The sequence below is a fragment of the Pseudomonas paeninsulae genome (assembly GCF_035621475.1).
Taxonomy (GTDB): domain Bacteria; phylum Pseudomonadota; class Gammaproteobacteria; order Pseudomonadales; family Pseudomonadaceae; genus Aquipseudomonas; species Aquipseudomonas paeninsulae.
This window is the reverse complement of the sequence record NZ_CP141799.1, coordinates 1716280-1741677: the sequence shown is the minus strand read 5'-3', so window position 1 is coordinate 1741677 and position 25398 is coordinate 1716280. Positions and strand designations below refer to the sequence as shown.

The 25398-nt window shown below is 61.4% G+C and carries 21 protein-coding genes, 3 tRNA genes and 1 pseudogene; 2 read left to right on the top strand and 23 right to left on the bottom strand.

Translation table 11 applies throughout. The annotated features are described in order from the left end of the window. Nucleotides 1–14: 14 nt before the first annotated feature. On the bottom strand, nt 15–851 hold the full coding sequence (phnC, locus tag VCJ09_RS08075; RefSeq protein ID WP_324733880.1) for a phosphonate ABC transporter ATP-binding protein: 837 nt from the start codon (nt 849–851) through the stop codon (nt 15–17). Between the two features lie 371 nt (nt 852–1222). Between phnC and VCJ09_RS08070 the strand changes: the two genes are divergently transcribed. Continuing rightward, on the top strand, nt 1223–1549 hold the full coding sequence (locus VCJ09_RS08070) for an Arc family DNA-binding protein (RefSeq protein ID WP_079201357.1): 327 nt from the start codon (nt 1223–1225) through the stop codon (nt 1547–1549). 109 nt (nt 1550–1658) lie between these two features. Here the strand turns inward: VCJ09_RS08070 and VCJ09_RS08065 are convergent, their stop codons facing one another. The 4 genes from VCJ09_RS08065 to mgtE all read right to left on the bottom strand — a co-directional run bounded on the left by VCJ09_RS08065 (nt 1659) and on the right by mgtE (nt 6490). Next, a complete protein-coding gene (locus VCJ09_RS08065; protein ID WP_324733879.1) occupies nt 1659–2795 on the bottom strand; it encodes a sodium ion-translocating decarboxylase subunit beta in 1137 nt (378 codons plus the stop codon). Between the two features lie 10 nt (nt 2796–2805). Further along, nucleotides 2806–4581, bottom strand: a complete 1776-nt coding sequence (gene oadA / locus VCJ09_RS08060) for a sodium-extruding oxaloacetate decarboxylase subunit alpha (RefSeq protein ID WP_324733878.1) — start codon at nt 4579–4581, stop codon at nt 2806–2808. Between the two features lie 25 nt (nt 4582–4606). Further along, nucleotides 4607–4861: an OadG family protein gene (locus VCJ09_RS08055; RefSeq protein WP_324733877.1), complete on the bottom strand. Its 255-nt coding sequence runs from the start codon at nt 4859–4861 to the stop codon at nt 4607–4609. Between the two features lie 186 nt (nt 4862–5047). Next, nucleotides 5048–6490, bottom strand: a complete 1443-nt coding sequence (gene mgtE / locus VCJ09_RS08050; protein WP_324733876.1) for a magnesium transporter — start codon at nt 6488–6490, stop codon at nt 5048–5050. Between the two features lie 324 nt (nt 6491–6814). On the opposite strand from mgtE, the gene VCJ09_RS08045 reads away from it, so the two are divergent. Then, nucleotides 6815–7306: a DUF4124 domain-containing protein gene (locus VCJ09_RS08045; RefSeq protein ID WP_324733875.1), complete on the top strand. Its 492-nt coding sequence runs from the start codon at nt 6815–6817 to the stop codon at nt 7304–7306. Between the two features lie 161 nt (nt 7307–7467). On the opposite strand, the gene VCJ09_RS08040 is transcribed toward VCJ09_RS08045, so the two are convergent. The 18 genes and pseudogenes from VCJ09_RS08040 to VCJ09_RS07955 all read right to left on the bottom strand — a co-directional run bounded on the left by VCJ09_RS08040 (nt 7468) and on the right by VCJ09_RS07955 (nt 25332). Continuing rightward, nucleotides 7468–7544: transfer RNA gene (locus VCJ09_RS08040), tRNA-Arg, on the bottom strand. A gap of 71 nt (nt 7545–7615) precedes the next feature. Beyond that, a tRNA-Arg gene (locus VCJ09_RS08035) sits at nt 7616–7692 on the bottom strand. A gap of 109 nt (nt 7693–7801) precedes the next feature. After that, a tRNA-Ser gene (locus tag VCJ09_RS08030) sits at nt 7802–7892 on the bottom strand. A gap of 62 nt (nt 7893–7954) precedes the next feature. Next, nucleotides 7955–8140, bottom strand: a complete 186-nt coding sequence (csrA, locus tag VCJ09_RS08025; RefSeq protein ID WP_010490393.1) for a carbon storage regulator CsrA — start codon at nt 8138–8140, stop codon at nt 7955–7957. Between the two features lie 184 nt (nt 8141–8324). Continuing rightward, on the bottom strand, nt 8325–9563 hold the full coding sequence (locus VCJ09_RS08020) for an aspartate kinase (protein WP_324733874.1): 1239 nt from the start codon (nt 9561–9563) through the stop codon (nt 8325–8327). A gap of 193 nt (nt 9564–9756) precedes the next feature. Then, nucleotides 9757–12396 carry an alanine--tRNA ligase gene (alaS, locus tag VCJ09_RS08015; protein ID WP_324733873.1) on the bottom strand — a complete coding sequence of 880 codons (2640 nt, stop codon included), beginning with the start codon at nt 12394–12396 and terminating at the stop codon, nt 9757–9759. Nucleotides 12397–12659: 263 nt separating this feature from the next. Continuing rightward, nucleotides 12660–13718, bottom strand: coding sequence for a quinolinate synthase NadA (nadA, locus tag VCJ09_RS08010; protein ID WP_324733872.1), 1059 nt, complete (start codon nt 13716–13718; stop codon nt 12660–12662). Nucleotides 13719–13978: 260 nt separating this feature from the next. After that, nucleotides 13979–14767, bottom strand: a complete 789-nt coding sequence (gene pcaD, locus VCJ09_RS08005; RefSeq protein WP_324733871.1) for a 3-oxoadipate enol-lactonase — start codon at nt 14765–14767, stop codon at nt 13979–13981. Between the two features lie 219 nt (nt 14768–14986). Then, complete coding sequence (pcaF, locus tag VCJ09_RS08000) at nt 14987–16192, bottom strand: 3-oxoadipyl-CoA thiolase (protein WP_324733870.1); 1206 nt, start codon at nt 16190–16192, stop codon at nt 14987–14989. Further along, entirely contained in the window at nt 16189–16971 is a 783-nt protein-coding gene (locus VCJ09_RS07995; RefSeq protein ID WP_324733869.1) for a CoA-transferase subunit beta, read from the bottom strand. Before VCJ09_RS07995 ends, pcaF begins: the two co-directional genes overlap by 4 nt. Continuing rightward, nucleotides 16972–17844, bottom strand: a complete 873-nt coding sequence (locus tag VCJ09_RS07990; protein WP_324733868.1) for a CoA transferase subunit A — start codon at nt 17842–17844, stop codon at nt 16972–16974. 123 nt (nt 17845–17967) lie between these two features. Beyond that, nucleotides 17968–18354, bottom strand: a pseudogene (locus tag VCJ09_RS24750) (methyl-accepting chemotaxis protein); the annotation flags it as partial. A 764-nt stretch (nt 18355–19118) separates the two neighbouring features. Continuing rightward, nucleotides 19119–19847, bottom strand: coding sequence for an ABC transporter ATP-binding protein (locus tag VCJ09_RS07980; RefSeq protein ID WP_324733866.1), 729 nt, complete (start codon nt 19845–19847; stop codon nt 19119–19121). Beyond that, a complete protein-coding gene (locus tag VCJ09_RS07975; protein WP_324733865.1) occupies nt 19847–20605 on the bottom strand; it encodes an ABC transporter ATP-binding protein in 759 nt (252 codons plus the stop codon). The genes VCJ09_RS07980 and VCJ09_RS07975 overlap by 1 nt, the downstream gene beginning before the upstream one ends. Then, nucleotides 20602–21633 (bottom strand): branched-chain amino acid ABC transporter permease, encoded by a 1032-nt coding sequence (locus VCJ09_RS07970; protein WP_324733864.1) that lies wholly within the window; start codon nt 21631–21633, stop codon nt 20602–20604. The genes VCJ09_RS07975 and VCJ09_RS07970 overlap by 4 nt, the downstream gene beginning before the upstream one ends. A gap of 22 nt (nt 21634–21655) precedes the next feature. After that, a complete protein-coding gene (locus VCJ09_RS07965) occupies nt 21656–22516 on the bottom strand; it encodes a branched-chain amino acid ABC transporter permease (protein WP_324733863.1) in 861 nt (286 codons plus the stop codon). A 242-nt stretch (nt 22517–22758) separates the two neighbouring features. Then, nucleotides 22759–23952, bottom strand: coding sequence for an ABC transporter substrate-binding protein (locus tag VCJ09_RS07960; RefSeq protein ID WP_324733862.1), 1194 nt, complete (start codon nt 23950–23952; stop codon nt 22759–22761). Nucleotides 23953–24057: 105 nt separating this feature from the next. Then, nucleotides 24058–25332 (bottom strand): OprD family porin, encoded by a 1275-nt coding sequence (locus tag VCJ09_RS07955; protein WP_324733861.1) that lies wholly within the window; start codon nt 25330–25332, stop codon nt 24058–24060. Nucleotides 25333–25398: the final 66 nt, after the last annotated feature.

Genomic DNA, 25398 nt, shown 5'->3' with positions numbered 1-25398 from the left:
ATTGATTGAACGGTTCAGGCGCTGGCGAGGCTCAGCGGTGCTTGTTGCGCCCCCTGCCGGCGCGGCTTGCCAGCCGGCAGCGCATCGACAGGCAACTCGGCGCCGTACAGGTCATTGAGAAAACTCGGAATAAGGCCTGCGGTTGGCCCGTCGAAATTGATACGCCCGGCCTTCAGCGCCACCGCACGCTGGCAATAACGCATGGCGTAGTCGACCTGATGCAAGGTGACCACCACGGTGGTGCCGTCTTCACGGTTGATATCGGTGAGAATCTGCATGACCTTGCGTGCCGACTCGGGGTCGAGAGAGGCAATCGGTTCGTCAGCAAGAATCACCTCGGCGCGCTGGCACAAAGCCCGAGCAATGGCCACACGCTGCTGCTGGCCACCGGACAGCGTCGAAGCCCGCTGCAGGGCCAGGTCGGCCAGACCAACCCGCGCCAACGCCTGCATGGCGCGCTGCTTTTCTTCGGCACTGAACAGGCCGAGAGTGCCACGCCAGCGCGGCATGCGCCCGAGACCACCAAGCAGGACGTTTTGCACTACGCTTAAACGAGCAACCAGGTTGAACTGCTGGAAGATGTAGCCAATGTCAGCGCGCAGGCGACGCACTTGTCCATTCAAGCGCCCTTGCGCCTGCACTTGACGACCAAGCACTTGGATACAGCTGTCTGCAGTACGGTCACCGCAGGCCAGCCCGGCTAGATGGCGCAGCAACGTGGATTTACCGGAACCCGACGCGCCGATCAGTGCAACCATTTCACCTGGCTGGACGGACAAAGCAAGAGAGTAGAGCGCCTGTTTACCGGCGAACGTTTTGTTCAGGCTCTCAACCCGGATCGCTGCGTTCATGGATTTGCCTCTTGTTAACGGTTTGACGGATCAGAGTCGCCGCCTGGTGTAGACCAAGGTAAGCAAACCCTGTGTCAGCCCCGTTAACAGGCCATGACACTTCAGTGACGGTTGTTTTATTTCTTATATCGGGTGAGTAAATGCCTGTTTTTTGCCCAGCAACTCGCATTTCTGATAGCAGGTGCTGGCCATGAGCCTTTACACCCAACACAATGCGACACGTAATTGGCGTCAATTATTTGCATGGATTGCACAACCCCATCAATGCAAATGGCGATCCAGAGTGAACAGCTCGTGCTAAAGACGGTCAAACCAGTGACAATCACGTGGCTCACTGCCAGCATTGCTCCCCTGACTAATCGGTTAAATGTATGCGCCCAATGAAACAGGCTATTTATTCCAGCCGCACGGCTGACAAATTCGTCGTTCGCTTGCCCGATGGCATGCGCGAGCGCATCGCTGATGTCGCACGCAATCATCATCGCAGCATGAACTCGGAAATCATCGCCCGCCTCGAGCAGAGCATGCTTCAGGAAAGTAGCCTGGGTGATGAACTCAACGTGACGCTGGACAGCCCCGAGCTGTCCTTGCACGAACGCGAGTTACTGCAGCGCTTCCGCCAACTGTCACGTCGTCAGCAAAATGCCCTGGTGGCATTGATTGCCCATGACGCCGAGATGGCCGCTGAAGAAGCGTAAATAACGCCGATAAAAAAACCGGCTCCCGGGCCGGTTTTATTGTTTGCCAAAGAAAAGCCGCCCGAACAGGCGGCTTTTCTTCGTTTACAGCGCCTACACGCCCTTGCCGTTATCCAACAAAGTTAAGCAGCACACCGGCCGCCACTGCCGAGCCGATCACCCCGGCCACGTTCGGCCCCATGGCGTGCATCAGCAGGAAGTTCTGCGGATTGGCCTCCAGGCCGACCTTGTTCGATACCCGTGCGGCCATTGGCACCGCCGATACCCCGGCCGAGCCGATCAACGGATTGATTTTGTTCTTGCTGAACAGGTTCATTCCCTTGGCCATCAATATGCCAGCGGCAGTGCCGCCACTGAAGGCGATCAGGCCCAGCAGCAGAATGCCGAGAGTCTTCATTTGCAGGAATGACTCAGCAGAAAGCTTGGAACCCACAGTCAACCCCAGAAAAATGGTCACGATGTTGATCAACGCGTTACGCGAAGTATCGGCCAGACGCTCGACCGCGCCCGCCTCACGCAACAAGTTGCCAAAGGCGAACATGCCCACCAATGGCGCCGCGTCCGGTAGTAGCATGCCCACCAACAAGCAAAGCACCAACGGGAAGATGATCTTCTCGACCTGACCGACATGCCGCAGCTGCTGCATGACGATCGCACGCTCTTCCTTGGTCGTCAGCGCACGCATGATCGGCGGCTGGATCAGCGGAACCAGAGCCATGTATGAATACGCCGCCACGGCAATCGGACCAAGCAAATGAGGCGCCAGTTTGGCCGTCACAAAGATTGAGGTCGGGCCATCGGCACCACCGATAATCGCGATAGAGGCCGCCTCACGCAGGGTGAACTCCAAGCCAGGAATCCCCAGGGAAGCAATCGCCAGCGCGCCGATCAAGGTGGCAAAAATACCGAACTGCGCCGCCGCACCCAGGAACAAGGTCTTCGGATTGGCCAGCATCGGCCCGAAGTCGGTCATTGCGCCGACACCCATGAAGATCAATAGCGGGAACACACTGGTCGGCAAGCCGACTTCATAGAACAGGTGCAAGATCCCCGAGCCTTCAGCCATGCCGGCCACGGGAATGTTGGCCAGCAGACCACCAAAGCCGATCGGGATCAGCAACAACGGCTCGAAACCTTTTTTGATCGCCAGGTAGATCAACCCCACACAGATGGCGATCATCAAGGCCTGACCAGGCTCCAAATGGTACAGGCCTGTGCTTTGCCAAAGTTTGAGAAGCTTTTCCATTAGATGCCCCTCAACCGATGGTCAACAGGCTTTCGCCCACTGCCACCGCGTCGCCCACCTTGACGTTAACCGCACCGATGGTGCCGGCCTTGAACGCACGAATCTCGGTTTCCATCTTCATCGCTTCAAGAATGATCACCAACTGCCCTTCTTCGACCGTGGCCCCCGGCTGCACCAGCACCTTGAAGATATTGCCCGCCAGAGGCGCCGACTGCGGATCGCCCGCACCGACAGGCTCCGCAACAGCAGAGGCCGTGACAGCGGCGCCACCGACAGGCTTGAGGCCTTCGATGTCGCCACCTTCATTAACCTGGACCACAAAGGACTTGCCGTTGACTTCAACGGTGTAGACCTCGGGCTTGCCGGCTTCACGCGCCGGCAACTCGTTACCGTTCGGCGCCGGCTCGAAGGCTGCCGGATTGCCGCGATTCTCCAGAAATTTCAGGCCGATCTGCGGGAACAGGGCATAGGTCAGCACGTCGTCGATTTCATCTTTGGCCAGCTTGATGCCCTTCTCCTGGGCAATGCCCTTGAGTTCGGCCGTCAGCTTGTCCATTTCCGCAGCGAGCATGTCCGCCGGGCGGCAGGTGATTGCTTCGGCGCCATCCAGCACCCGCAGCTGCAGCTCTTTATTGAAGGGGGCCGGCGCTGCGCCGTATTCGCCCTTCAACACGCCGGCGGTTTCCTTGGTGATCGACTTGTAGCGCTCACCGGTCAATACGTTGATCACCGCCTGGGTGCCAACGATCTGCGAGGTCGGCGTCACCAGCGGGATAAAGCCCAGATCCTCGCGCACCCGCGGAATCTCGGCCAACACTTCATCGAACTTGTCCTGGGCGCCCTGCTCTTTCAGCTGACTTTCCATGTTGGTCAGCATGCCACCCGGCACCTGAGCCACGAGGATGCGCGAATCGACACCCTTGAGGGTGCCTTCAAACTTCGCGTACTTCTTCCGCACTTCACGGAAGTACGCGGCAATTTCTTCGAGCAGTTCCAGGTTCAAGCCCGTATCGCGCTCGGAACCCTGGAAGATCGCCACCACCGACTCGGTTGGCGAATGACCGTAGGTCATCGACAGCGAGGAAATTGCCGTATCGACGTTGTCGATACCGGCTTCTACCGCCTTGACGATGGCTGCAGTCGACAGACCCGCGGTGGCATGGCACTGCATGTGGATCGGGATCGACAGAGTGGCCTTCAGCCGCGTCACCAGCTCGAAGGCGATGTACGGGTTGAGAATACCCGCCATGTCCTTGATCGCTATCGAGTCGGCGCCCATGTCTTCGATCTGCTTGGCCAGATCAACCCACATCTCCAGGGTATGCACCGGACTGGTGGTATAGGAGATGGTGCCCTGAGCATGCTTGCCCTGCTCTTTGACCGCCCGCAGCGCGGTCTGCAGGTTACGCGGATCGTTCATCGCGTCGAACACGCGGAACACATCGACGCCGTTGACCGCCGCACGCTCGACGAATTTTTCCACCACGTCATCGGCGTAATGCCGATAGCCGAGCAGGTTCTGCCCACGCAAGAGCATCTGCTGACGGGTATTGGGCATCGCCTGCTTCAACGCGCGGATACGCTCCCAAGGGTCTTCGCCCAGGTAACGAATGCAGGAATCGAAAGTCGCGCCGCCCCAGGATTCGACCGACCAGAAGCCCACCTGATCAAGCTTGGGCGCGATCGGCAACATGTCCTCAAGACGCACTCGGGTTGCCAGAATGGATTGATGCGCATCGCGCAGAACCACATCGGTGATACCGAGTGCATTTTTCGTAGCGGTCATACGGAAACTCCCTGACAAACCAGAATCAGCCGCGACGCGCGCGGTGTTGATGAAGGGCCAACTGAATGGCAGCAAGAACGTCTGGCCCAGGCTCATGGCCCACTAACTTGGCCGAAACCGGTGCGTTGGCCTCACGCGCATGCGGGGCTGGCACGAAACGCTCGATCACACGAGCCATCAGACGGATGCAGAGAATCAATAGAGCCAGAAAGAAAAATACTGAACCCATGCCCATCAGCATGAGTTCGACGCCCTCATGCAGGAGTTGGCTGGAGGTCATGATGACTCCTTATTGGCGCGACTCGGCAGTCGCATATTCTTGGACGGAGGAGGTACCCGAAAACTGCCGGGCAAAGCTGGCGCACCTTAGCTTGAAACGGTCGTTTGAGCAAACTCCAGGCTGAATTTTGCGACAAATACGGACAAAAAAGCGCCACCCATTCACCCCGTAAATAAGGGCACCCCGCTACAGCAGAAACACCGTGGCCAACCCGAGGAAGAGGAAGAAGCCGCCACTATCGGTCACTGCGGTAATCATCACACTGGCCCCCAGCGCCGGGTCGCGCCCCAAGCGCACCAGGGTCATGGGAATGAGCACCCCCATCAATGCCGCAAGCAGCAGGTTCAGGGTCATGGCCGCAGTCATCACCACACCCAGCGACCAGCTGTCGTACAGCATATAAGCCACCACACCAATCACCCCACCCCAGACCAAGCCATTGATCAAGGCAACACTCAACTCCTTGCGAATCAGCCGTGCGGTATTGCCGGTACTGACCTGATCCAGCGCCATGGCGCGCACGATCATGGTAATGGTCTGATTGCCCGAGTTACCGCCGATACCGGCAACGATCGGCATCAAGGCAGCCAACGCCACCAGCTTCTCGATAGAGCCTTCGAACTGGCCTATGACCCGCGAGGCAATGAACGCCGTGATCAGGTTGAGGGCCAGCCAGGCCCAACGGTTGCGCAAGGACTTCCAGACCGAGGCGAAGATGTCTTCCTCCTCGCGCAGACCGGCCATGTTCAGCACTTCGCTTTCGCTTTCTTCACGAATCAGATCGACCATCTCGTCGATGGTCAGACGGCCAATCAGCTTGCCGTTCTTGTCGACCACTGGCGTTGAGATCAGGTCGTAACGCTCGAACGCCTGAGCGGCATCGTAGGCATCTTCATCCGGATGGAAGCTCACCGGATCGGTCGCCATCACCTCACTGACCAGTTTGTCCGGATCGTTGACCAGCAAGCGCTTGACTGGCAGCACACCCTTGAGCGCGCCGTCGTAATCGACCACGAACAACTTGTCGGTATGTCCTGGCAGCTCTTTCAGGCGCCGCAGGTAACGCAAGACCACTTCCAGGGTGACGTCTTCGCGGATGGTGACCATCTCGAAGTCCATCAGCGCACCAACCTGGTCCTCTTCATAGGACAACGCCGAACGAACCCGCTCACGCTGCTGCGCATCGAGGGTTTCCATCAATTCATGGACGACATCGCGCGGCAGCTCGGAGGCCAGGTCCGCCAGTTCGTCGGCATCCATGTCCTTGGCCGCCGCGAGGATCTCCTGATCGTCCATGTCGGCGAGCAGCGTTTCGCGCACCGCATCGGACACTTCGAGGAGGATATCGCCGTCGCGCTCGACCTTGACCAACTGCCAGACGGTCAGGCGCTCGTCCAACGGCAGTGCTTCGAGGATATGGGCGACGTCGGCGGAGTGCAGTTCGTCGAGCTTGCGCTGCAGCTCGGCCAGGTTCTGCCGGTGCACCAGGTTTTCCACCCGGTCGTGATGCGGGCCTTCCTGACGATGCGTCAGGTCTTCGACCAGCTTGTGCCGATGCAGCAACTCAACCACCTGGGCGAGGCGATCCTGCAGGCTTTCTTGCGGCTTCTTGGCTTCTACTTCAGTCATGGCACGCTCCACCCCCAGCGGCGGCGCACGCCAAAGAGGGTCAATCAATCAGTACGCGATTGCACAATCGAGATTCAGAGTAACTACTGGGTAAGTCCATGGTGGTGGTCCACAAGCCCCGACGGGGCTGACGGGCAAAATAATAACACCGCCCGGAGGCTTTGCACGTTACAAAAAGCAGGCTAGAACAAGCCTTTGCAGCGCAAACTTCAGCGTTTTTTTACAACCCATAGTTGCGACGCCGGAGACACCGCACAAGGCACCCCTGGTAAAGCCGAGCTGAGCGACTAGGCTTGCCACACGACCGTCAAGGAGGACGTCACTATGCATGGACTGCGCCGCGCAGCTTTCTGCGCCCTTCTGTTATGCCCACCACCCCTGCTGGCCTCAACCGTATTCCGCTGTGAAGACGCCAACGGCCACGTCTCCTTCACCCTACAAGGCTGCCCCGCCGAACAAGCGCTATACCTGCAGGATGCCTACAACGCCACACCAGGCAGCGGCAAACCCACACCACTGGCCAAGCCCGCCAAACCATCACGCAGCAAGGCAGTGGCAAAGACCCGCGAGCTGGTGGTAGTGGGTGAACCACAGGACGGCTGCGGTAACCTGGTTACCGGCAGCGAGCGCCGCACAGCCATCATCAAGCAGCAGATCCGTAGCGGCATGAACCGCAGCGACGTGCAAAGCAGCCTGGGCACACCGGACAAAGTCAGCAGCCAGAACGGCCAGACGCGCTATCACTATCGCGACCAGCAGGGCAACAGTCGCCAGGTCAGCTTCGATGCATCCGGCTGCGTCAAAGGCAAACGTTAAGGGCCTGCCGGATGCACATCGACAAACCAGCGGCTGAACGCAGCGCACCAGCATCGACTTCGGCAGACAAGCGAGCCGCAGCCAGACCGGGCAGCGACAGGACACCGAACAAAAACAGCAGACAAAGAAAAAGGGCCTGCATCGCTGCAGGCCCTTCTATTTGGTGCACTCAGGAGGATTCGAACCTCCGACCGCTCGGTTCGTAGCCGAGTACTCTATCCAGCTGAGCTATGAGTGCAAATGGCGCTTTTTAACCAGATCACCGCTGGCTTTAAATACGACCCGCATCACTGCCGATCATCTTCAATATGGTGCACTCAGGAGGATTCGAACCTCCGACCGCTCGGTTCGTAGCCGAGTACTCTATCCAGCTGAGCTATGAGTGCACTAACCGTGCGCATTATAGGGGTTCAAATTTCTCAATCAAGCCTAAATCAGATTAATTTCAACAACTTACTGATCAAAGCAGGACCAACACCCTAGAACACTAAATAATGGCGGAGAGGGGGGGATTCGAACCCCCGACACCCTTTTGAGATGTACTCCCTTAGCAGGGGAGCGCCTTCGGCCACTCGGCCACCTCTCCGCAACACGGGGCGCATGATAACCATCTTTGCCCCGCTTGCAAAGCCAAAAATTAGATAAAAATTAGTGGCTTGGTTCTTCGTCCTTCTCTTTCTGGATGCGCTGGTAAATCTCCTCACGGTGCACGGCTACTTCCTTCGGCGCGTTAACGCCAATGCGCACCTGATTGCCCTTAACGCCCAACACGGTGACAGTGACCTCGTCACCCACCATCAGGGTCTCACCGACCCGGCGAGTTAGAATCAGCATTCCTTTCTCCTCACGGATTTAAATCCAATACAACAGTCTGCAAAAAATAAAATGGTGGCAGCCCCCATGAATCTCAAGCGAGGCCTTCACCCAAGTATTGACTAGTGTGGGCAGAAAGAAAGTCCATCCACGCCAACCAAAAAGACGAAAGGCGCGCAATAGTGCGCGCCTTTCGGGCGATGCCTCAGTCGCCCTGTCGGGCCGGGGCATCCAGTTCAAAGGCGGTGTGCAGAGCACGTACAGCCAACTCCAGATATTTCTCCTCGATCACCACGGACACCTTGATTTCCGAGGTGGAGATCATCTGGATATTGATATTTTCCTTGGCCAGAGCCTCGAACATGCGGCTGGCAACCCCGGCGTGGGAGCGCATGCCAACGCCGACGATCGACACCTTGGTAATCTTGATGTCGCCAATCACTTCGCGAGCGCCCAGCTCACGCGCGGTATTTTCCAATACCTGCTGCGCCGCCTGATAGTCGTTGCGGTGCACGGTGAAGGTGAAATCGGTGGTGTTATCGTGCGCCACGTTCTGCACGATCATGTCGACTTCGATATTGGCGGCACTGACAGGACCGAGAATCTTGAACGCCACGCCCGGGATGTCCGGTACGCCACGGATAGTCAGCTTGGCTTCGTCGCGGTTGAACGCGATGCCGGAGATGATCGGCTGTTCCATGGATTCCTCTTCATCAATCGTAATGAGGGTGCCCGGACCCTCTTTGAAGCTGTGCAATACGCGCAGCGGGACGTTGTATTTGCCGGCGAACTCCACCGAGCGGATTTGCAGCACCTTGGAACCCAGGCTGGCCATTTCCAGCATTTCTTCGAAGGTGATCTTCTCCAGGCGCTGCGCCTGGGGCACCACACGCGGGTCAGTGGTGTAGACACCATCGACGTCAGTGTAGATCTGGCACTCGTCGGCCTTCAGCGCCGCCGCCAGGGCCACACCCGTGGTGTCGGAGCCACCACGCCCCAGCGTGGTGATATTGCCGTGCTCGTCGACGCCCTGGAAACCGGCGACCACCACCACACGCCCGGCCTTGAGGTCGGCACGCAGTTTCTGATCGTCAATCTGCAGGATACGCGCCTTGTTGTGCGCGCTGTCGGTGAGAATACGCACCTGATTACCGGTGTAAGACACTGCCGGCACACCACGGCGAATCAACGCCATAGTCAACAGGGCAATGGTCACCTGCTCACCGGTGGACAACATTACGTCGAGCTCACGCGGCACCGGCTGATCATCGCTCGCCTGTTTGGCCAGCTCGACCAACCGGTTGGTTTCACCGCTCATGGCGGAAACCACGACCACAATGTCATCGCCATTTTCGCGGAATTTCTTCACCTTCTCGGCCACCTGCTGAATTCGCTCAACAGTGCCTACGGAGGTGCCGCCAAATTTCTGTACGATCAAAGCCATTTCAAAGCCGCCTCAGCCCGTGAAGGGCGCCCATTAAACATTCAACTCAATATGCTGCCAAGGCCCACCGGGCGTAATGCGGACCCTGGCCCTAACAGACGTTGAAAAGCAACTGCACTCGGCCATGCTTCGTTGAAATCCGACCTTGGCTCGCTAGGTTTTCAATCGCCTGCTGAATGACAACTACTGCTGCTTATAGACCTTGCTCGGCAAAGGTCACAGCCAGCGCCAACGCGCCATCCAGCGCGCCGGCATCGGTGCCGCCGCCCTGCGCCATATCTGGACGACCACCGCCCTTGCCACCGACTGCCGCTGCAGCTTGCTTCATCAGCTCGCCGGCCTTGAGCTTACTGGTCAGGTCCTGGGTCACACCGGCCACCAGCACGACCTTGTCGTCCTGCACGCCGCCGAGCAGGATCACCGCGCTACCGAGCTTGTTCTTCAACTGGTCGACCATGGCCAGCAAGGCCTTGCCATCCAGGCCGTCAACCCGCGCGCTGAGCACCTTGACGCCCTTGACGTCCACGGCAGAGCCAGCCAGATCATTACCGGCCGCACTGGCGGCCTTGGCCTTGAACTGCTCCAGCTCTTTTTCCAGCTGACGATTACGCTCCAGCACGGCAGTCAGCTTGTCCAATAGGTTGTCGCGACTGCCCTTGACCAGCGCAGCGGCTTCTTTCAACTGCTCTTCCGCGCCATCCAGGTAAGCAAAAGCAGCTGCACCGGTGACTGCTTCGATACGCCGCACACCCGCCGCGACACCGCCTTCGCTGGTGATCTTGAACAGGCCGATGTCGCCGGTACGGGATACGTGAGTGCCACCACAGAGCTCGACGGAAAAGTCACCGCCCATGCTCAGCACGCGCACCTGATCACCGTACTTCTCACCAAACAGCGCCATAGCGCCTTTTTGCTTGGCGGTTTCAATGTCGGTCTCGACAGTTTCGACCTCGCTGTTGCTGCGCACCTGGGTGTTGACGATATATTCCAGGGTCTTCAGTTGCTCAGCCGTGATCGCCTCGAAGTGACTGAAGTCGAAACGCAGGCGCTGGCTATCGACCAGCGAACCTTTCTGCTGCACATGCTCGCCGACCACCTGACGCAACGCGGCGTGCAGCAGGTGAGTCGCCGAATGGTTGAGCGCGGTGGCCTGACGCACGCTGGCGTCCACTTCGGCCTTGATCGAGACGCCTACGCTGAGGCTGCCCTGGGCGACGATGCCGTGGTGCAGGAAAGCCCCGCCGACCTTGGTGGTGTCGCGCACATCAAAACGCACACCAGCACTTGAGCCCGCACCGTCCATAAGAAAACCGCAGTCACCGACCTGGCCACCGGATTCGGCATAGAACGGCGTCTGATCGAGCACCACCACGCCCTCCTCGCCTTCGTTCAAGCGGTCCACAGCCTGCCCCGCCTGGAACAGCGCAATGATCTTGCCACTGCCGCTGGTGCCCTGATAGCCAAGGAACAGGGTGTCGCTATCGACCTTGACCAGCGCGTTGTAATCCATGCCGAACGAGCTGGCGGAACGGGCGCGCTCACGCTGCGCCTGCATTTCACGCTCGAAGCCTTCCTCGTCCAGGGTCAGCTCACGCTCACGGGCAATGTCACCGGTGAGGTCCATCGGAAAACCAAAGGTGTCATACAGTTTGAAGATCACATCGCCCGGAATCACAGTGCCTTTCAGCTCAGCCAGATCCTGCTCGAGGATTTTCAGGCCCTGTTCCAGGGTCTTGGCGAACTGCTCCTCTTCGGTTTTCAACACGCGTTCGATATGCGCCTGCTGCTGCTTCAGCTCGGGGAAGGCTTCGCCCATCTCGGCTACCAGGGCAGCGACGATCTGGTAGAAGAAGCTGCCCTTGGCGCCCAACTTGTTACCGTGACGGCAGGCGCGACGGACGATGCGGCGCAGCACATAGCCACGGCCTTCGTTGGACGGGGTGACGCCGTCGGCAATCAGGAAGCCGCAGGAACGGATATGGTCAGCCACCACTTTCAGCGATGCCTCGCCTTGGTTGGCGCAGCCGATGGCCTGAGCCGAGGCGTTGAGCAGGCTCTGGAACAGGTCGATCTCGTAGTTCGAGTTGACGTGCTGCAGCACCGCACTGATGCGCTCAAGGCCCATGCCGGTGTCCACGCTCGGCGCCGGCAGCGGGTGCAGTACGCCGTCCGCAGTGCGGTTGAACTGCATGAACACGTTGTTCCAGATCTCGATATAGCGGTCACCATCTTCTTCCGGCGAGCCTGGCGGGCCGCCCCAGATATGCTCGCCGTGGTCGAAGAAGATCTCGGTGCAGGGGCCGCACGGGCCGGTATCGCCCATCGTCCAGAAGTTGTCGGAGGCGTAAGGTGCGCCTTTATTGTCGCCGATACGGATCATCCGCTCGGCCGGCACGCCGACTTCTTTGGTCCAGATGTCGAAGGCTTCGTCATCGGTGGCGTAGACGGTGACCCACAGTTTGTCTTTGGGTAGCTTGAGCCAGTTGTCGCCGGTGAGAAATTCCCAGGCGAAGTGAATGGCGTCGCGCTTGAAATAGTCGCCGAAGCTGAAGTTACCCAGCATTTCGAAGAAGGTGTGGTGGCGCGCGGTGTAACCGACGTTTTCCAGATCGTTGTGCTTACCGCCGGCGCGCACGCACTTCTGGCTGGTGGCTGCGCGGGTGTAGGCGCGTTTTTCCAGGCCGAGGAAGCAGTCCTTGAACTGGTTCATCCCCGCGTTGGTGAACAGCAGCGTCGGGTCGTTGCCCGGAATCAGGGAGCTGGAAGCGACACGGGTGTGCCCCTTTTCTTCGAAGAAGCTGAGGAAAGCTTCACGGATTTCAGCGCTTTTCATAGGATCATCCACGGAAACAGGCGGCCACGGCAAAGCCGGCAAAGGGCCGCATTATATCGGCCCTTTAGCATCGGTACAGCGTGTTTATCAATAGATAACGGCTATTGCCCTTCTCGCCACTCAGGTCAACGCTGGACAGGCTAATGCCTGACCCAATGCAAGGTAGTCCGCAGAATGGCTGAGCCGCCTGCATAGCGATAAGCAAGAGTGCCTTTCAGACGCGACGTAGCCCATCATTGCCCGGCGACAGACACACTTGCGGCTTAGGCGTTGCCCGACAGTTTGAGCCGCGCCGCCTGGGTGAAATCCAGCATGCGCTTGAGCGGCTTGATTGCCTTGGGGATCAGCGCGGGGTCGACGAATATCTCGTTGCTGCCTTCACGCAGGCTCTGCAGGGTGCGCTGCAGGGTGTTCATCGCCATCCACGGGCAGTGCGCACAACTGCGGCAGGCGGCGCCGTTACCGGCGGTCGGCGCCTCGATGAATTCCTTGTCTGGACACAACTGCTGCATCTTGTAGAAGATGCCGCGGTCGGTGGCGACGATGAAGGTCTTGTTCGGCAGCCGCTGCGCCGCCGCGATCAGTTGACTGGTCGAGCCGACCGCATCGGCCAGGTCGATCACCGCAGTCGGTGACTCCGGATGCACCAGCACCGCCGCGTCCGGGTAGAGGGCTTTCATATCCTCGAGTTGCTTGGCCTTGAACTCTTCATGGACGATGCAGGCGCCGTCCCATAGCAGCATGTCGGCACCGGTCTTGTTCTGGATGTAACGCCCCAGATGCTGGTCCGGCGCCCAGATGATGCTTTCGCCGTTGTCCATCAGATGCTCGACGATCTCCACCGCGCAACTGGAGGTCACCACCCAGTCGGCCCGCGCCTTCACCGCCGCCGAGGTATTGGCATACACCACCACGGTACGCTGCGGGTGATGATCGCAAAACGCGGCGAACTCTTCCACCGGGCAACCCAGATCCAGCGAACAGGTCGCCTCCAGGGTCGGCATCAGCACACGCTTTTCCGGGTTGAGGATCTTCGCCGTTTCGCCCATGAACTTGACCCCGGCCACCAGTACGGTCTGCGCCGAGTGCTGATTGCCGAACCGGGCCATTTCCAGCGAGTCGGAGACGCAACCGCCGGTCTCTTCGGCCAAAGCCTGCAACACCGGGTCGCAGTAATAGTGGGCAACCAGCACCGCATTCTGCTTTTTCAGCTCGGCGGCGATCTCGGCGCGGTAGAAGGCCTCCTGCTCGGGCGTCAGCGGCTTGGGCTGCTTGGCGTCCAGATGAGCCTGGACCAGAAGGCGTTCGGAAATCTGCGTCATATCATCAGGCTCTTGTACAGGTCGATCAGCGGAGGCTCGAGTATACCCGCCAGATTGACTATGCGAGAGCAGACTGGACAGGCATACGGAGAGTAAAACGCGGTGCAACAAAGAAAATCCTGCGCCTCTGGAGAGCCGCAAGATTTTCATAATAATTTGATATTAAAGGACTTTGCAAACAGGCCCCCAGGCGTTGCCTGGGTATCCAGAGCAGATCCAGGGCGCACCCTACCAGACGAACCGCAGGGTGCGCCGAGGCATCACTGCTGTAGGAAATCTACTACGGCCTGGGTGAAGGCTTCGCCGGCTTCGACATTGGACAGGTGCGCGGCATGCAGCTCGATCAACTGCGCGCCCGCGATGTGCTGCTGCATGAAGCGACCATGCTCGGGCGTGGTCACCGCATCGGCAGTGCCACAGACGATCAACGTCGGCACCTTGATCGCACCGAGTTGCTCGCGGAAATCGGCATCGCGCACCGCGGCGCAGTTGGCGGCGTAGCCCTGGGCCGTGGTAGCCGCCAGCATCGCGGTGATGCGGTTGGCCTGCGCGGCCTGGGCCGCGGCGAACTCGGCAGTGAACCAGCGCGCAATGGACGCATCGCGCAGGTCACTCATGGCCTGCTGGCCGCCTTGCAGCACGGTGTCGATGCGGCTATTCCACACTTCGTCGCTGGCAATCCTCGCTGCTGTGTTGCTCAGCACCAGCTTGTCCAGCCGCTCGCCGGCATGAATGCCCAGCCACTGGCCGATCAGGCCGCCCATGGACAGGCCACAGAATGATGCCTGACGGATATTCAGCTGATCGAGCAGCGCCAGCACATCGCGGCCCAGTTGTTCGATGCTGTAGAAGCCCTCGCCGACCAGCGATTGGCCGTGGCCGCGGGTGTCGTAGCGAAGCACCCGAAAATGCTCGGTGAAGGCGGTCATCTGGGTATCCCACATGCCCAGGTCGGTACCCAGGGAATTGCTCAACAGCAGCACCGGGGCATCGCTCGGGCCATCCAGCTGGTAATGCAGGTCGCCGTCGGCGAGGTGGACAACTGGCACGGAAAAACTCCTTCAAATGGCTAGGGTTCGATGTTCGACCAGACCACATGCAACCTGACGGCAAAGCCGCGCAGGATGAGTCAGTCGAACACGTAACCGATTCCCGACAGACTGCGGCCGTCGAGGAGCGCCAGCAAGCTGGCGCCTGAATGAACTACTCAAGGCTGGCCCGGACCATGGAAATATTGTTGCCGATGGCCCGAACCGACGCGTGGCGCGCTATACCCGTTCGATGGCCAGCGCCAAACCCTGGCCGACGCCGACGCACATAGTCGCCAGGCCGCGCTTGCCGCCGGATTTTTCCAGCTGATGCAGCGCGGTCAGCACCAGCCGCGCGCCGCTCATGCCCAGTGGATGACCGAGGGCGATGGCGCCGCCGTTGGGGTTGACCTGCGCCGCGTCGTCGGCCAGGCCGAGGTCGCGCAGCACCGCCAAGCCTTGGCTGGCGAAGGCTTCGTTGAGTTCGATCACGTCGAAATCAGTGATCTGCAGATCCAGGCGCTGCAGCAGCTTGCGCACCGCCGGTACCGGGCCGTAGCCCATGATGCGTGGCGCCACGCCAGCGCTGGCCATGCCCAGGACCCGAGCACGCGGGGTCAGGCCGTGCTTTTTAACCGCTTCGGCACTGGCCAGAATCAATGCGGCGGCGCCGTCGTTGACCCCCGAGGCGTTGCCGGCAGTAACCGTCTTGCCTTCACCGTTGACCGGTTTGAGTTTGCCCAGGGTTTCCAGGCTGGTTTCCGGACGCAGATGCTCGTCCTGCTCGACCACTGTGTCGCCCTTGCGGCCCTTGATGGTGACCGGAACGATTTCTTCGGCGAAGAAACCCGCCTGCTGGGCGGCGGCTGCGCGCTGCTGGCTGCGCACAGCGAAAGCGTCCTGGTCGGCGCGACTGATCTGGTAGTCGTCAGCAACGTTGTCGGCGGTCTGCGGCATGGCGTCGACGCCGAACTGGGCCTTCATCAGTGGGTTGATAAAGCGCCAGCCGATGGTGGTGTCTTCGATCTTCTGGCCGCGGCCGTAGGCCGTGTCCGCCTTGCCCATCACATAGGGTGCACGCGACATCGACTCGACCCCGCCGGCAATCGCCAGCTCCATCTCGCCGCAGGCGATGGCGCGAAAAGCGGTACCAACCGCATCCATGCCCGAGGCGCAAAGGCGATTGAGGGTCACCCCCGGCACGCTGTCCGGCAGGCCGGCCAGCAGCGAGGCCATGCGCGCGACGTTGCGGTTGTCTTCGCCGGCCTGGTTGGCGCAACCCATGAACACTTCATCGACCTGGCTCAGGTCGAGTTGCGGGTTGCGCTCGATCAGCGCCTTGAGCGGCACCGCCGCCAGGTCGTCGGCGCGCACGTTTGCCAAGCTACCGCCGAAGCGGCCGATGGGCGTGCGCACGGCATCACAGATAAAGACGTCGCGGCTCATTCTTCACCCCCGGCCTGGCCATGGGCCGCGGCGGTCCTGGCTTCCAGGGCACGCAGGGCAGTCAGTTCCACCTCGGTCGGCGCGGCGTTGACGCTGACGTTGTCGGCGAAGCGAATCTGCCAGCCGGTGGCATCGAGCACCTGCTCGCGGCTCACCCCCGGATGCAGCGAGGTGACGATGAATTCGCGGGTACCCTCCTCCGGCTCCATGATGCACAGGTCGGTGATGATTCCCACCGGTCCGGCGCCCGGCAGGCCCAGCTGCTTGCGGTGATCGCCGCCCTCGCCATGGCCCACCGAGGTGATGAAGGCCAGTTTGTCGACGAAGGTGCGGTGCGACTGCTTGAGAATGATCAGCACCTGCTTGGCGCTGCCGGCAATTTCCGGCGCGCCACCGGCGCCGGGCAGGCGCACTTTCGGCTTGTGGTAATCACCGATCACCGTGGTGTTGATGTTGCCGAACTTGTCGACCTGGGCGGCGCCGAGGAAACCGACGTCGATGCGCCCGCCCTGCAGCCAGTAGCGGAAGATCTCGCCGGTCGGCACCACGGTGTCGGCGGTCTCGGCCAGTTCGCCGTCACCGATCGACAGCGGCAGTACGCTGGGCTTGGCGCCGATCGGGCCGGATTCATAAATCAGCACCACGTCCGGCGAGGAGGTCAGGCGCGCCAGATTGGCGGCCTTGGACGGCAGGCCGATGCCGACGAAGCACACCGCGCCGTTGTTCAGGCGACGCGCGGCGGCCACGGTCATCATTTCATTGGTGTTGTAGGCGCTCATTTAGTGGGCCTCCTGCTGCGCGGCCAGCTTGGCCTGGGCTAGTTTTTCCTGGAAGCCGGCAAAGTCGGCAGTGCCGCGGATGTACTCGTCGATCCAGGCGCTGAAGGTCTCGCGATCGCGGGCGATCGGGTCCCAGGCCTGGTAGAAACGGTTATCCCGCTCGGAGTAACCGAGGGCATAGGACGGATGGGCGCCGCCGGGCACATGGCAGACCGCGGTCAGCGCCCAGCTCGGCAGCACGCAGGCGTTCATCGGCGCATGCAGATCGTCGACGATCTCCTCTACCGTGACGATGCAACGCTTGGCCGCCAGGGCGGCTTCCTTCTGCACGCCGAGAATGCCCCAGAGCAGCACGTTGCCCTTGCGATCGGCCTTCTGCGCGTGGATCACGGTGACGTCCGGGCGTACCGAGGGCACCGCCGCCAGCACTTCGCCGGTGAACGGGCAGGTGACGGTCTTGATCAGCGGGTTGACCTTGGGCAGATCGGAGCCGGCGTAGGCGCGCAACACCGCGAACGGCAAGCCCGAGGCACCGGCGACATAGGCGTTGGCCATGTCGGCGTGGCTATGTTCCTCGATCTCCAGCGGCTTGGGCCAGCCCTTCTCCACCGCATCACGCAAGCGGTGCAGCGAGCCGACGCCGGGGTTGCCGCCCCAGGAGAACACCAGTTTCTTGGCGCAACCGGCGCCGATCAACAGGTCATAGACCAGGTCCGGAGTCATGCGCACCAGGGTCAGCTCGCGCTTATTCTGGCGAATGATCTCGTGGCTGGCGGCAGTCGGGATCAGGTGGGTGAAGCCTTCGAGGGCGACGGTGTCGCCGTCGTTGACGAAGCGCTGGATTGCTTCGCCAAGGGAAATTATTTCGGCCATCGAAGTTGCTCTCTCTCGGTTGACGATGCCACCGGTCAAGGTGGCGGGTGAGTCAACAGTAGGCTCAGCGGCGCCGGCAAACAATCCGATAATCGACTTACTGTTCGATTATCGAACACTGCTTTACTCAGCTCGCTCGAGCAGACACCCCAGCCCTTCGGCCAGTTCGCGCTGGCGCTGCAAGCCCTGCATCACCCGGCCGACGATCTCCATGCGCTCGCGGGCACCGGTGCGCAGCGCGTGCATGGCTTCGTGGGCCGCTGCCGAGGTGCTCAGGCCACTGCGCGCCGACTGATCGACCTGACCCAGGCCGTTGCTGGCTTCATCGGCGGCGCTTTTCAGGCCCTTGGCGATCTGCATGATCTGCTCGCTGGAGTCGTTGGCGCGCACCGCCAGGCTGCGCACCTCGTCGGCCACCACGGCAAAGCCGCGACCGTGCTCGCCGGCCCGCGCCGCTTCGATGGCCGCATTCAGTGCCAACAGGTTGGTCTGCCGGGCAATGTCCTGGATGCTGCCAACAATCGCACCGATACGCCGCGACTGCTCGCCGAGGGTGTTGAACACCTCGCCGGTACGGCGTAGATAATCGGCCAGCTCGCTGATCGACTGACTGGTGGCCTGGATGCTCTCGGCACTGCTGCTGACCTTTTCGCCGGACTGCTGCGCCAACTCGGTGGCGAAGTGCATGTCGGCCTGACTCTGTTCGATGGCGCGCAGTAGCTCGCTCTGATGCTGGCGCAGCGCCGGATCAAAAACCGGCACGGGCAGTGGACTGGGCAACGGCGCGGACACTACTTCCACCGGCGCCTCCAGGCGCACAGGCGGCTGCGACCAGTCCTGCAGCACCCGCTCGATCACCTGCGGCGGCTGGGTCAGATAGAAGAAGCCGGCCAGCAGCCCGAGGATGACCACGCCTGCTGCCACGCCGGACTCCCAGCTGCCACTGGTCAAAAAGACCAGGGCCACTGCACCCAGCAGGTTGCCGGTCAGCAGCGCGCTGGCCAGATGCTTGCGCCAGGTGCTGCGGCCCATTGCTTGATCGCGCTTCATGGATGTTCTCTTCTCTCGTCAAACCAAAATAAGGCCATCCCCCGATATGCGCTGCATGAGGGAAGGTACTTCGCGCGTCTACGCCGCCGCGCTGCAGGAGCGGGGGGACGCCCAGTTCCCTGCCCGCGAACGGTGGCGGAGCTGGCAATTTCGCGGCCATGGGCCGCTCCTACTTGTGATGTGCGGCGTAGCCAGGCCGGCCGCCTGGGCACCCTGCCCCGAAACTACAGACCGATATGGGTCTGCAGGATCTCCGGCTGGCCCTTCAATTCCTGGCTGGGGCCGTCATACAGCACCCGGCCCTTGACCATGACCATGCTGCGGTCGGTGAGGTCGAGCAGCACGTTGACGTGCTTGTCGACCACCAGAGTGGCGATGCCGCTGGCTTTGATCAGGCGGATCACGTCCCAGATCTCCTTGCGGATCAGCGGTGCCAGGCCCTCGGTGGCCTCGTCGAGGATCATCAGCTCGGGGTTGGTCATCAGCGCGCGGCCTATGGCGACCATCTGCTGCTCGCCGCCGGAGAGGTTGCCGGTGAGGTGGCTGAAGCGCTCGGCCAGGCGCGGGAAGGTCGCCAGCACCCGGTCAAGATCCCAGTCGCGGCGACCGTCGAGACCGGGACGCGCCGCCATCACCAGGCTTTCGCGCACCGTCAGGTTGGGGAACATGCCACGGCCTTCCGGCACATAGCCGATGCCGCGACGGATCACCTTGTGCGCGGCGCTGCCGGTGAGGTTCTCGCCCCTGATCCGTACCTCGCCACTGCGCGGCGGAGTCAGGCCGAGTAGCGAGCGAATGGTGGTGCTCTTGCCCACGCCATTGCGCCCGAGCAGGGCCAGGGTTTCTCCCGGTGCGATCTGCAGGTCGACGCCATGCAGCACATGGCTGTTGCCGTAGAAGGTGTGCAGGCCGCGCACCTCGACCAGCGGGGTTGTTGCTGTTGTAGTGTTCATCAGAACTGCTCCTCGCCATCGCCCAGATAGGCTTCCTGCACCGCAGGGTCGTTACGCACCTGATCCAGCGGACCGCTGGCCAACATCTGCCCGTTGACCATCACGGTCAGGGTCTTGGCGATGCTGAACACCGCCTCCATATCGTGCTCGACCAGCACCAGCGAGTACTCGCGCGACAACTCGGCGAGCAACTCGACCACTCGACTCGACTCTTCCTTGCCCATCCCGGCCATCGGTTCATCCAGCAATAAAAAGCTCGGCTCGGTGGCCAGCACCATGCCGATTTCCAGTTGGCGCTGCTCGCCATAGCTCATGGAACTGGCAGTGCTGTGCCCCTTGCTGCTCAGGCCGCAAGCCTCCAGCGCCTGCTCGGCGCGCACGCGCACCAGCGGGTAGTGGTCGCTGCGACGGAAGAAGCGGAACGAGTTCTTCATCCGCGACTGCGCGGCGAGCATGCAGTTTTCCAGGCAACTGAAGCTGGGGAAGATATTGGTGCGCTGGAAGCTACGCCCGACCCCCAGGTGCGACACCTTGTTCGGTGCCAGGCCGGTGATGTCCTGACCATTGAAGATCACCTGACCGCTGCTGGGACGCAGGTGACCGGAGAGCAGGTTGACCATGGTGCTCTTGCCGGCGCCGTTGGGGCCGATGATCGCGTGAATCTCGCGGGGCGCCACTTGCAGGCTGATGTCGCTGACGGCGCGTAAACCACCGAAAGTTTTGCTCAGGCCACGGGTTTCCAAAATCAATCCGCTCATTGCTCGGCCTCCTGTTTGCTCACGCGGGGCAGTTTCACCTCGGCGGTTTTGCTGCGTTTGCGCGCGGCCAATTGCAGCAACAGGCCGGCGATCCCGCGCGGCAGCAACAGCACCATGCAGATCACCACCACGCCCATCGGCAACTCCCAATGCGGGGTCAGGCTGGCAAACCAGTGATGCAGACCCTCGAAGGCGAAGGCGCCGAGAATTGGTCCGAACAAGGTGCCCATGCCGCCGAGAATCACCATCACCAGGATATGCGCCGACATCTGCCAGCTCAGTTGGCCGGGGCTGACGAAGCCATACTGGGTGGCCGACAACATGCCGGCATAACCGGCGATGGTGCCGGCGATGACGAACGCCGCCAGCTTGTAGAACAACGGGTTGTAGCCCATGGCGCGGACCCGTTGCTCGTTCTCCTTGATGCCCAGCAGGACCCGACCGAACGGCGCACGCAGGAAGGTGCGCAGCAGCACGAACAACAGCCCCAGCGAGGCCAGCACCACATAGAACAAGGTGGTGCGATTATCCAGGTCGAGCAGCTGCACCCCGCCGATGGCGACCACCGGTTTCATAAACAGATAGGCACCGTCCGAGCCGCCGGCGAAGGACGCATCGTGGAACAGGTAATAGAGCATCTGCGAGAAGGCGATAGTCACCATGATGAAGAAGATCCCCGAGGTGCGGATGATCAGTACGCCCATCAGCAGTGCAGCCAGAGCGGTGATGCCCAGGCACACCGGCAAGGCGACCCAGATGCTCACCGCCTCATACTCAGGGGCGAACAGCACCAGGGCATAACCGGCCATGCCGAAGAATGCCGCCGAGGCCAGGCTGACCATGCCGCTGACGCCGACCAGCAGGTCGAGGCCCAAGGCGACAATGGCCAGGATCATGATGCTGGTCAGTTGCTGGAGGAAGAAGTCGTGCTTTTCACCGGCCAGGCCGGCACCGAACAGCGGATAGGCGGCCATCAGCAGCAGCAACGCCATAAGCAGTAACTGGATCGGGCGAGGTAATGCGTGCATAAGAAATTCCCCGAAATGGTAATTAGGCGAACAGCCCGCGCGGCTTGAACAACAGCACCACGGCCATCAGCACATACACGGCCATGCCGGCGTATTGCGGCACCAGCACCGCGCCCCAGGTGGCGGTCAGGCCCACCAGCAAGGCGCCGAGAAAGGCCCCGCGAATCGAGCCCAGGCCGCCGATGACCACCACCACGAAGGCGATGATCAGGATCTGGTTGCCCATGCCGGGATAGACCGACGACACCGGCGCGGCGATCATCCCGGCGAACGCCGTCAGCGCCGCGCCAGCGGCGAACACCAGGGTGTAGATCAGGCGGATATCGATGCCCAGGCACTGGACCATCTCGCGGTTACTCGAGCCGCCGCGAATGATCATGCCCAGCCGGGTGCGTTGCAGGACCAGGTACATGGCCAGGGCGATCACCGCGCAGACCGCGGAAATGAACAGGCGGTACACCGGGTAGTCGAGGGTTGCGGTCAGCTGGATCGAGCCGCTGAGCAGTTCGGGGATGGCTACGCTGTGCACGTCATTGCCCCAGATGATGCTGCGTAGCGAGTCGATCACCATGATCAGGCCGAACGTCATCAGCACCTGGTCGAGGTGGTCACGTCGGTACAGCGCCTGGATCAGGAAGCGCTCGATCAGCACCCCAAGCAGCGCCGCCAGGGGCACGCCGATGAGGATGGCGAGAAACAGATCGCCAACCAGTCCGGTCAACCAGTACACCAGGTAGGCGCCGACCATGTAGAGCGCGCCGTGGGCCAGGTTGATGATGTGCATGATGCCAAAGATCAGGGTCAGGCCACTGGCGATGAGAAATAGCAACAGGCCGTACTGCAGACCGTTCATGGTCTGGATGAGAATGGTGGAAACTTCCATCGTGCATACCAAGGTCAGGAATGAGGCAGGCCCGCCCCCTGGCCACGGTTGGCCGGCACAGCGGGCCGATTGCTTCGGGCTAAACCAGCCGAAGACTCCAGAGCAGGCGCTGCGACGGGCCATAGCCGGCTATGACCAGGTGCGACAACGCGGTATCCAGAGTTCGGCAAGCAAACTCGATGCAGCCAACCCGCTCCACCGGCCAGCCGCTGGCGGCCAGGGCGCGGGGACAACGCTGTGAGCTAGAGCTTGCAGCCACGCGCAGGATCGGCCAGCGCCGTCGCGGCGGTGCTGACCACCACATTGGCGCCGTCACGCACCTCGCGCAGGTAGATGTTCTGCACCGGGTTGTGCGCCTTGGAGAAACTCCACTCGCCTCGCGGGCTGTCGATCCTGGCGTCGGCCATGGCTGCATTCCAGGCAGCTCGGTCCTGGGTATTGCCATTCACCTTGGTCAGCGACTGGGCCAGCAGCAGGCCAGTGTCGTAGCCCTGCACCGCGTAGATGTCGGCCTCTTTACCGAATTTCTGCCGGTAGTCGGCGCGAAACTTGTTGTTCTGCGGGGTATCCAGGCTGTCGGCGTAATGCAGGGTGGTCAGCACGCCGGTGGCCGCTGCGCCTTGGGCCTCTAAGGTACCCTCGGTGAGAAAGCCCGAGCCGAGCAGCGGGATCTTGCCCTGCAGGCCGGCCGCGGCGTAGTCCTGAACGAACTTGGCCGCGCCACCGCCGGCGAAGAACACGAATACCGCATCAGGCTTGAGCGCGGCGATTTCGGTCAGTTGCGACTGGAATTCCACGTCAGGAAACGGCACGTAGATTTCCTTGCTGACCGTGCCGCCGGCCTTCTCGAAACCTTCCTTGAAGCCCTCCACCGACTCGGTGCCAAAGCCATAACGCCAGGCCACAGTGACGATGTTCTTGTAGCCCTTGTCCGCCGCCACCTGGCCCATCGGGTAAGCGGTCTGCCAGGAGGTGAAAGAGGTGCGGAAGATGTTCGACGCGCACAACGGGCCGGTGGCAGCGTTGAAGCCGGCGTTGGGGATGATCAACGGCACGCCGGTTTCGCGGGCGACCTTGACCGCGCCCATGCCGACACCGGAGTGCACCGGGCCGACCACTACGTCGACCTGGGAGCCGGCAATCAGCTTCTGCATATTCGGCACGGCCTTACCGGGGTTGGCCTCGCTGTCTACCACCATGTATTCGACCGGCCGACCGCCGAGGCTGCCGCCCTGCTGCTCGATGGCCAGTTTCATGCCGTTGGTCGTGGCCTCGCCGAGGGCGGCGAAGGTGCCGGTGTAGGGCAGCAGCAAGCCGACTTTTACCGGCTCGGCCGCCAGGGCTAGGCTGCTCATGGAGGCACTGAGGGCCAACGCCAGGGCGCTGGCGGTGAAGGTGGAACGGAACGAGCAAAGCATCTTGTTATTGTTGTGCATTGTTATCTCCAGCGGCGCTCTGCGGCGCAGCGTGCAAGGAAAACCATCATGGGTTGCCGTTGTGGCTGCGGCCCACCGACGCCAGGGTCGGTAGGCCGCCCGTGCTTAGAGCAGTTTCCAGGTGTAATTGACGATCAGGCGGTTCTCGTCGACGTCGGTGCGGTAGTTGGAACGCGCGGCGACGTTGCGCACCTTGACGTTCAGGCCCTTGAGCGAGCCGCTCTGCACCACGTAGCCGATATCCAGATCGCGCTCACGGTCCTTGCCCTCGAAGCCGCGGCCGGTGTCGACGTTGTCACCCTTGAGGTAACGCACCCCGGCGATCAGGCCCGGCGCGCCCAGAGCGGCGAAGTCGTAGTCGTAACGGACCTGCCAGGAGCGTTCGTCGGCCGAGGCGAACTCGTAGGTCGGCACCTCGTTGCCCAGCGGGCTGACGTTGGCGAACACCCGCGGCAAGCCGTCAGCGCCGAACATCGCCTGGTAACCGAGGTAGACGGTGTGGCCGCCGTACTTGGCCGACAGCAGGGAGAACGCCGCCTGGTTGTCCAGCTTGCCGAGCAGCTGTTCGCCGTCCTCGGCCGAGTCGAAGTAACCGAGGCTGGCACCGAGCACCCAGTCGCCGACCGGCTGGCTGTGCTTGAGGCTGAAGTAACGCTGGTTGTAGAGGTCTTCCAGCTGGGCATACCAGGCGCCAACCGAGGTGCGGTTGCCGTTGAAGGCGTAGTCGGCCCCTGTGTAGTTGAAGCGGTCGCTGGTGATCAGCTGGCCGGCACTGCGCCGCGGCGCATAACCGACGAGAACACCCATTTCTTCGTCACCAGCCTCGTTGCGCAGGCTGGTGGAACGCAGTTGGCCGGCCTGCAGGGTCAGCCCGGCGATCTCGTTGGAGACAATACTCGCACCCTGGTAGGTCGGTGGCAGCAGGCGAATATCGCCGAAGTAGAGCACCGGCAACATAGGTTGCAACTCGCCAACCTTCAACTCGGTATTCGACAGTTTGACCTTCACGGCCGCGCCCAGGCGGCTGTACTCATCGGCCGCCTTGCCCTCGTCGGTTACCGGCAACAGGCCGCTGTTGACCCGGTCGCGGCTGCTGTCGAGCTTGAGACCAAGCAGGCCCACGGCATCCACGCCGAAACCCACGGTGCCCGGGGTGTAGCCGGATTTGACGTTGAGGATGAAGCCCTGCGCCCATTCCTCGGCCTTGGACTGCTGGTTGGGCCCGACGATGTCGGCGTAGTCACGGCTGAAGTAGTAGTTACGCGCTTGCAAGGTCACGCTGGTGTCTTCGATAAAACCGCCCGCCTGCACCAGGGCTGGCAGACTGAGGGCGACGGCGAGGGACAACAGGACCGGCTTTGCATGGGGATAGTGATTCATCGTTGTGCTCTTTGTTGTTATTGAAAGTGTGCTGTTGCGCCACCCTTGCCGGGGGCGAACCCGGCA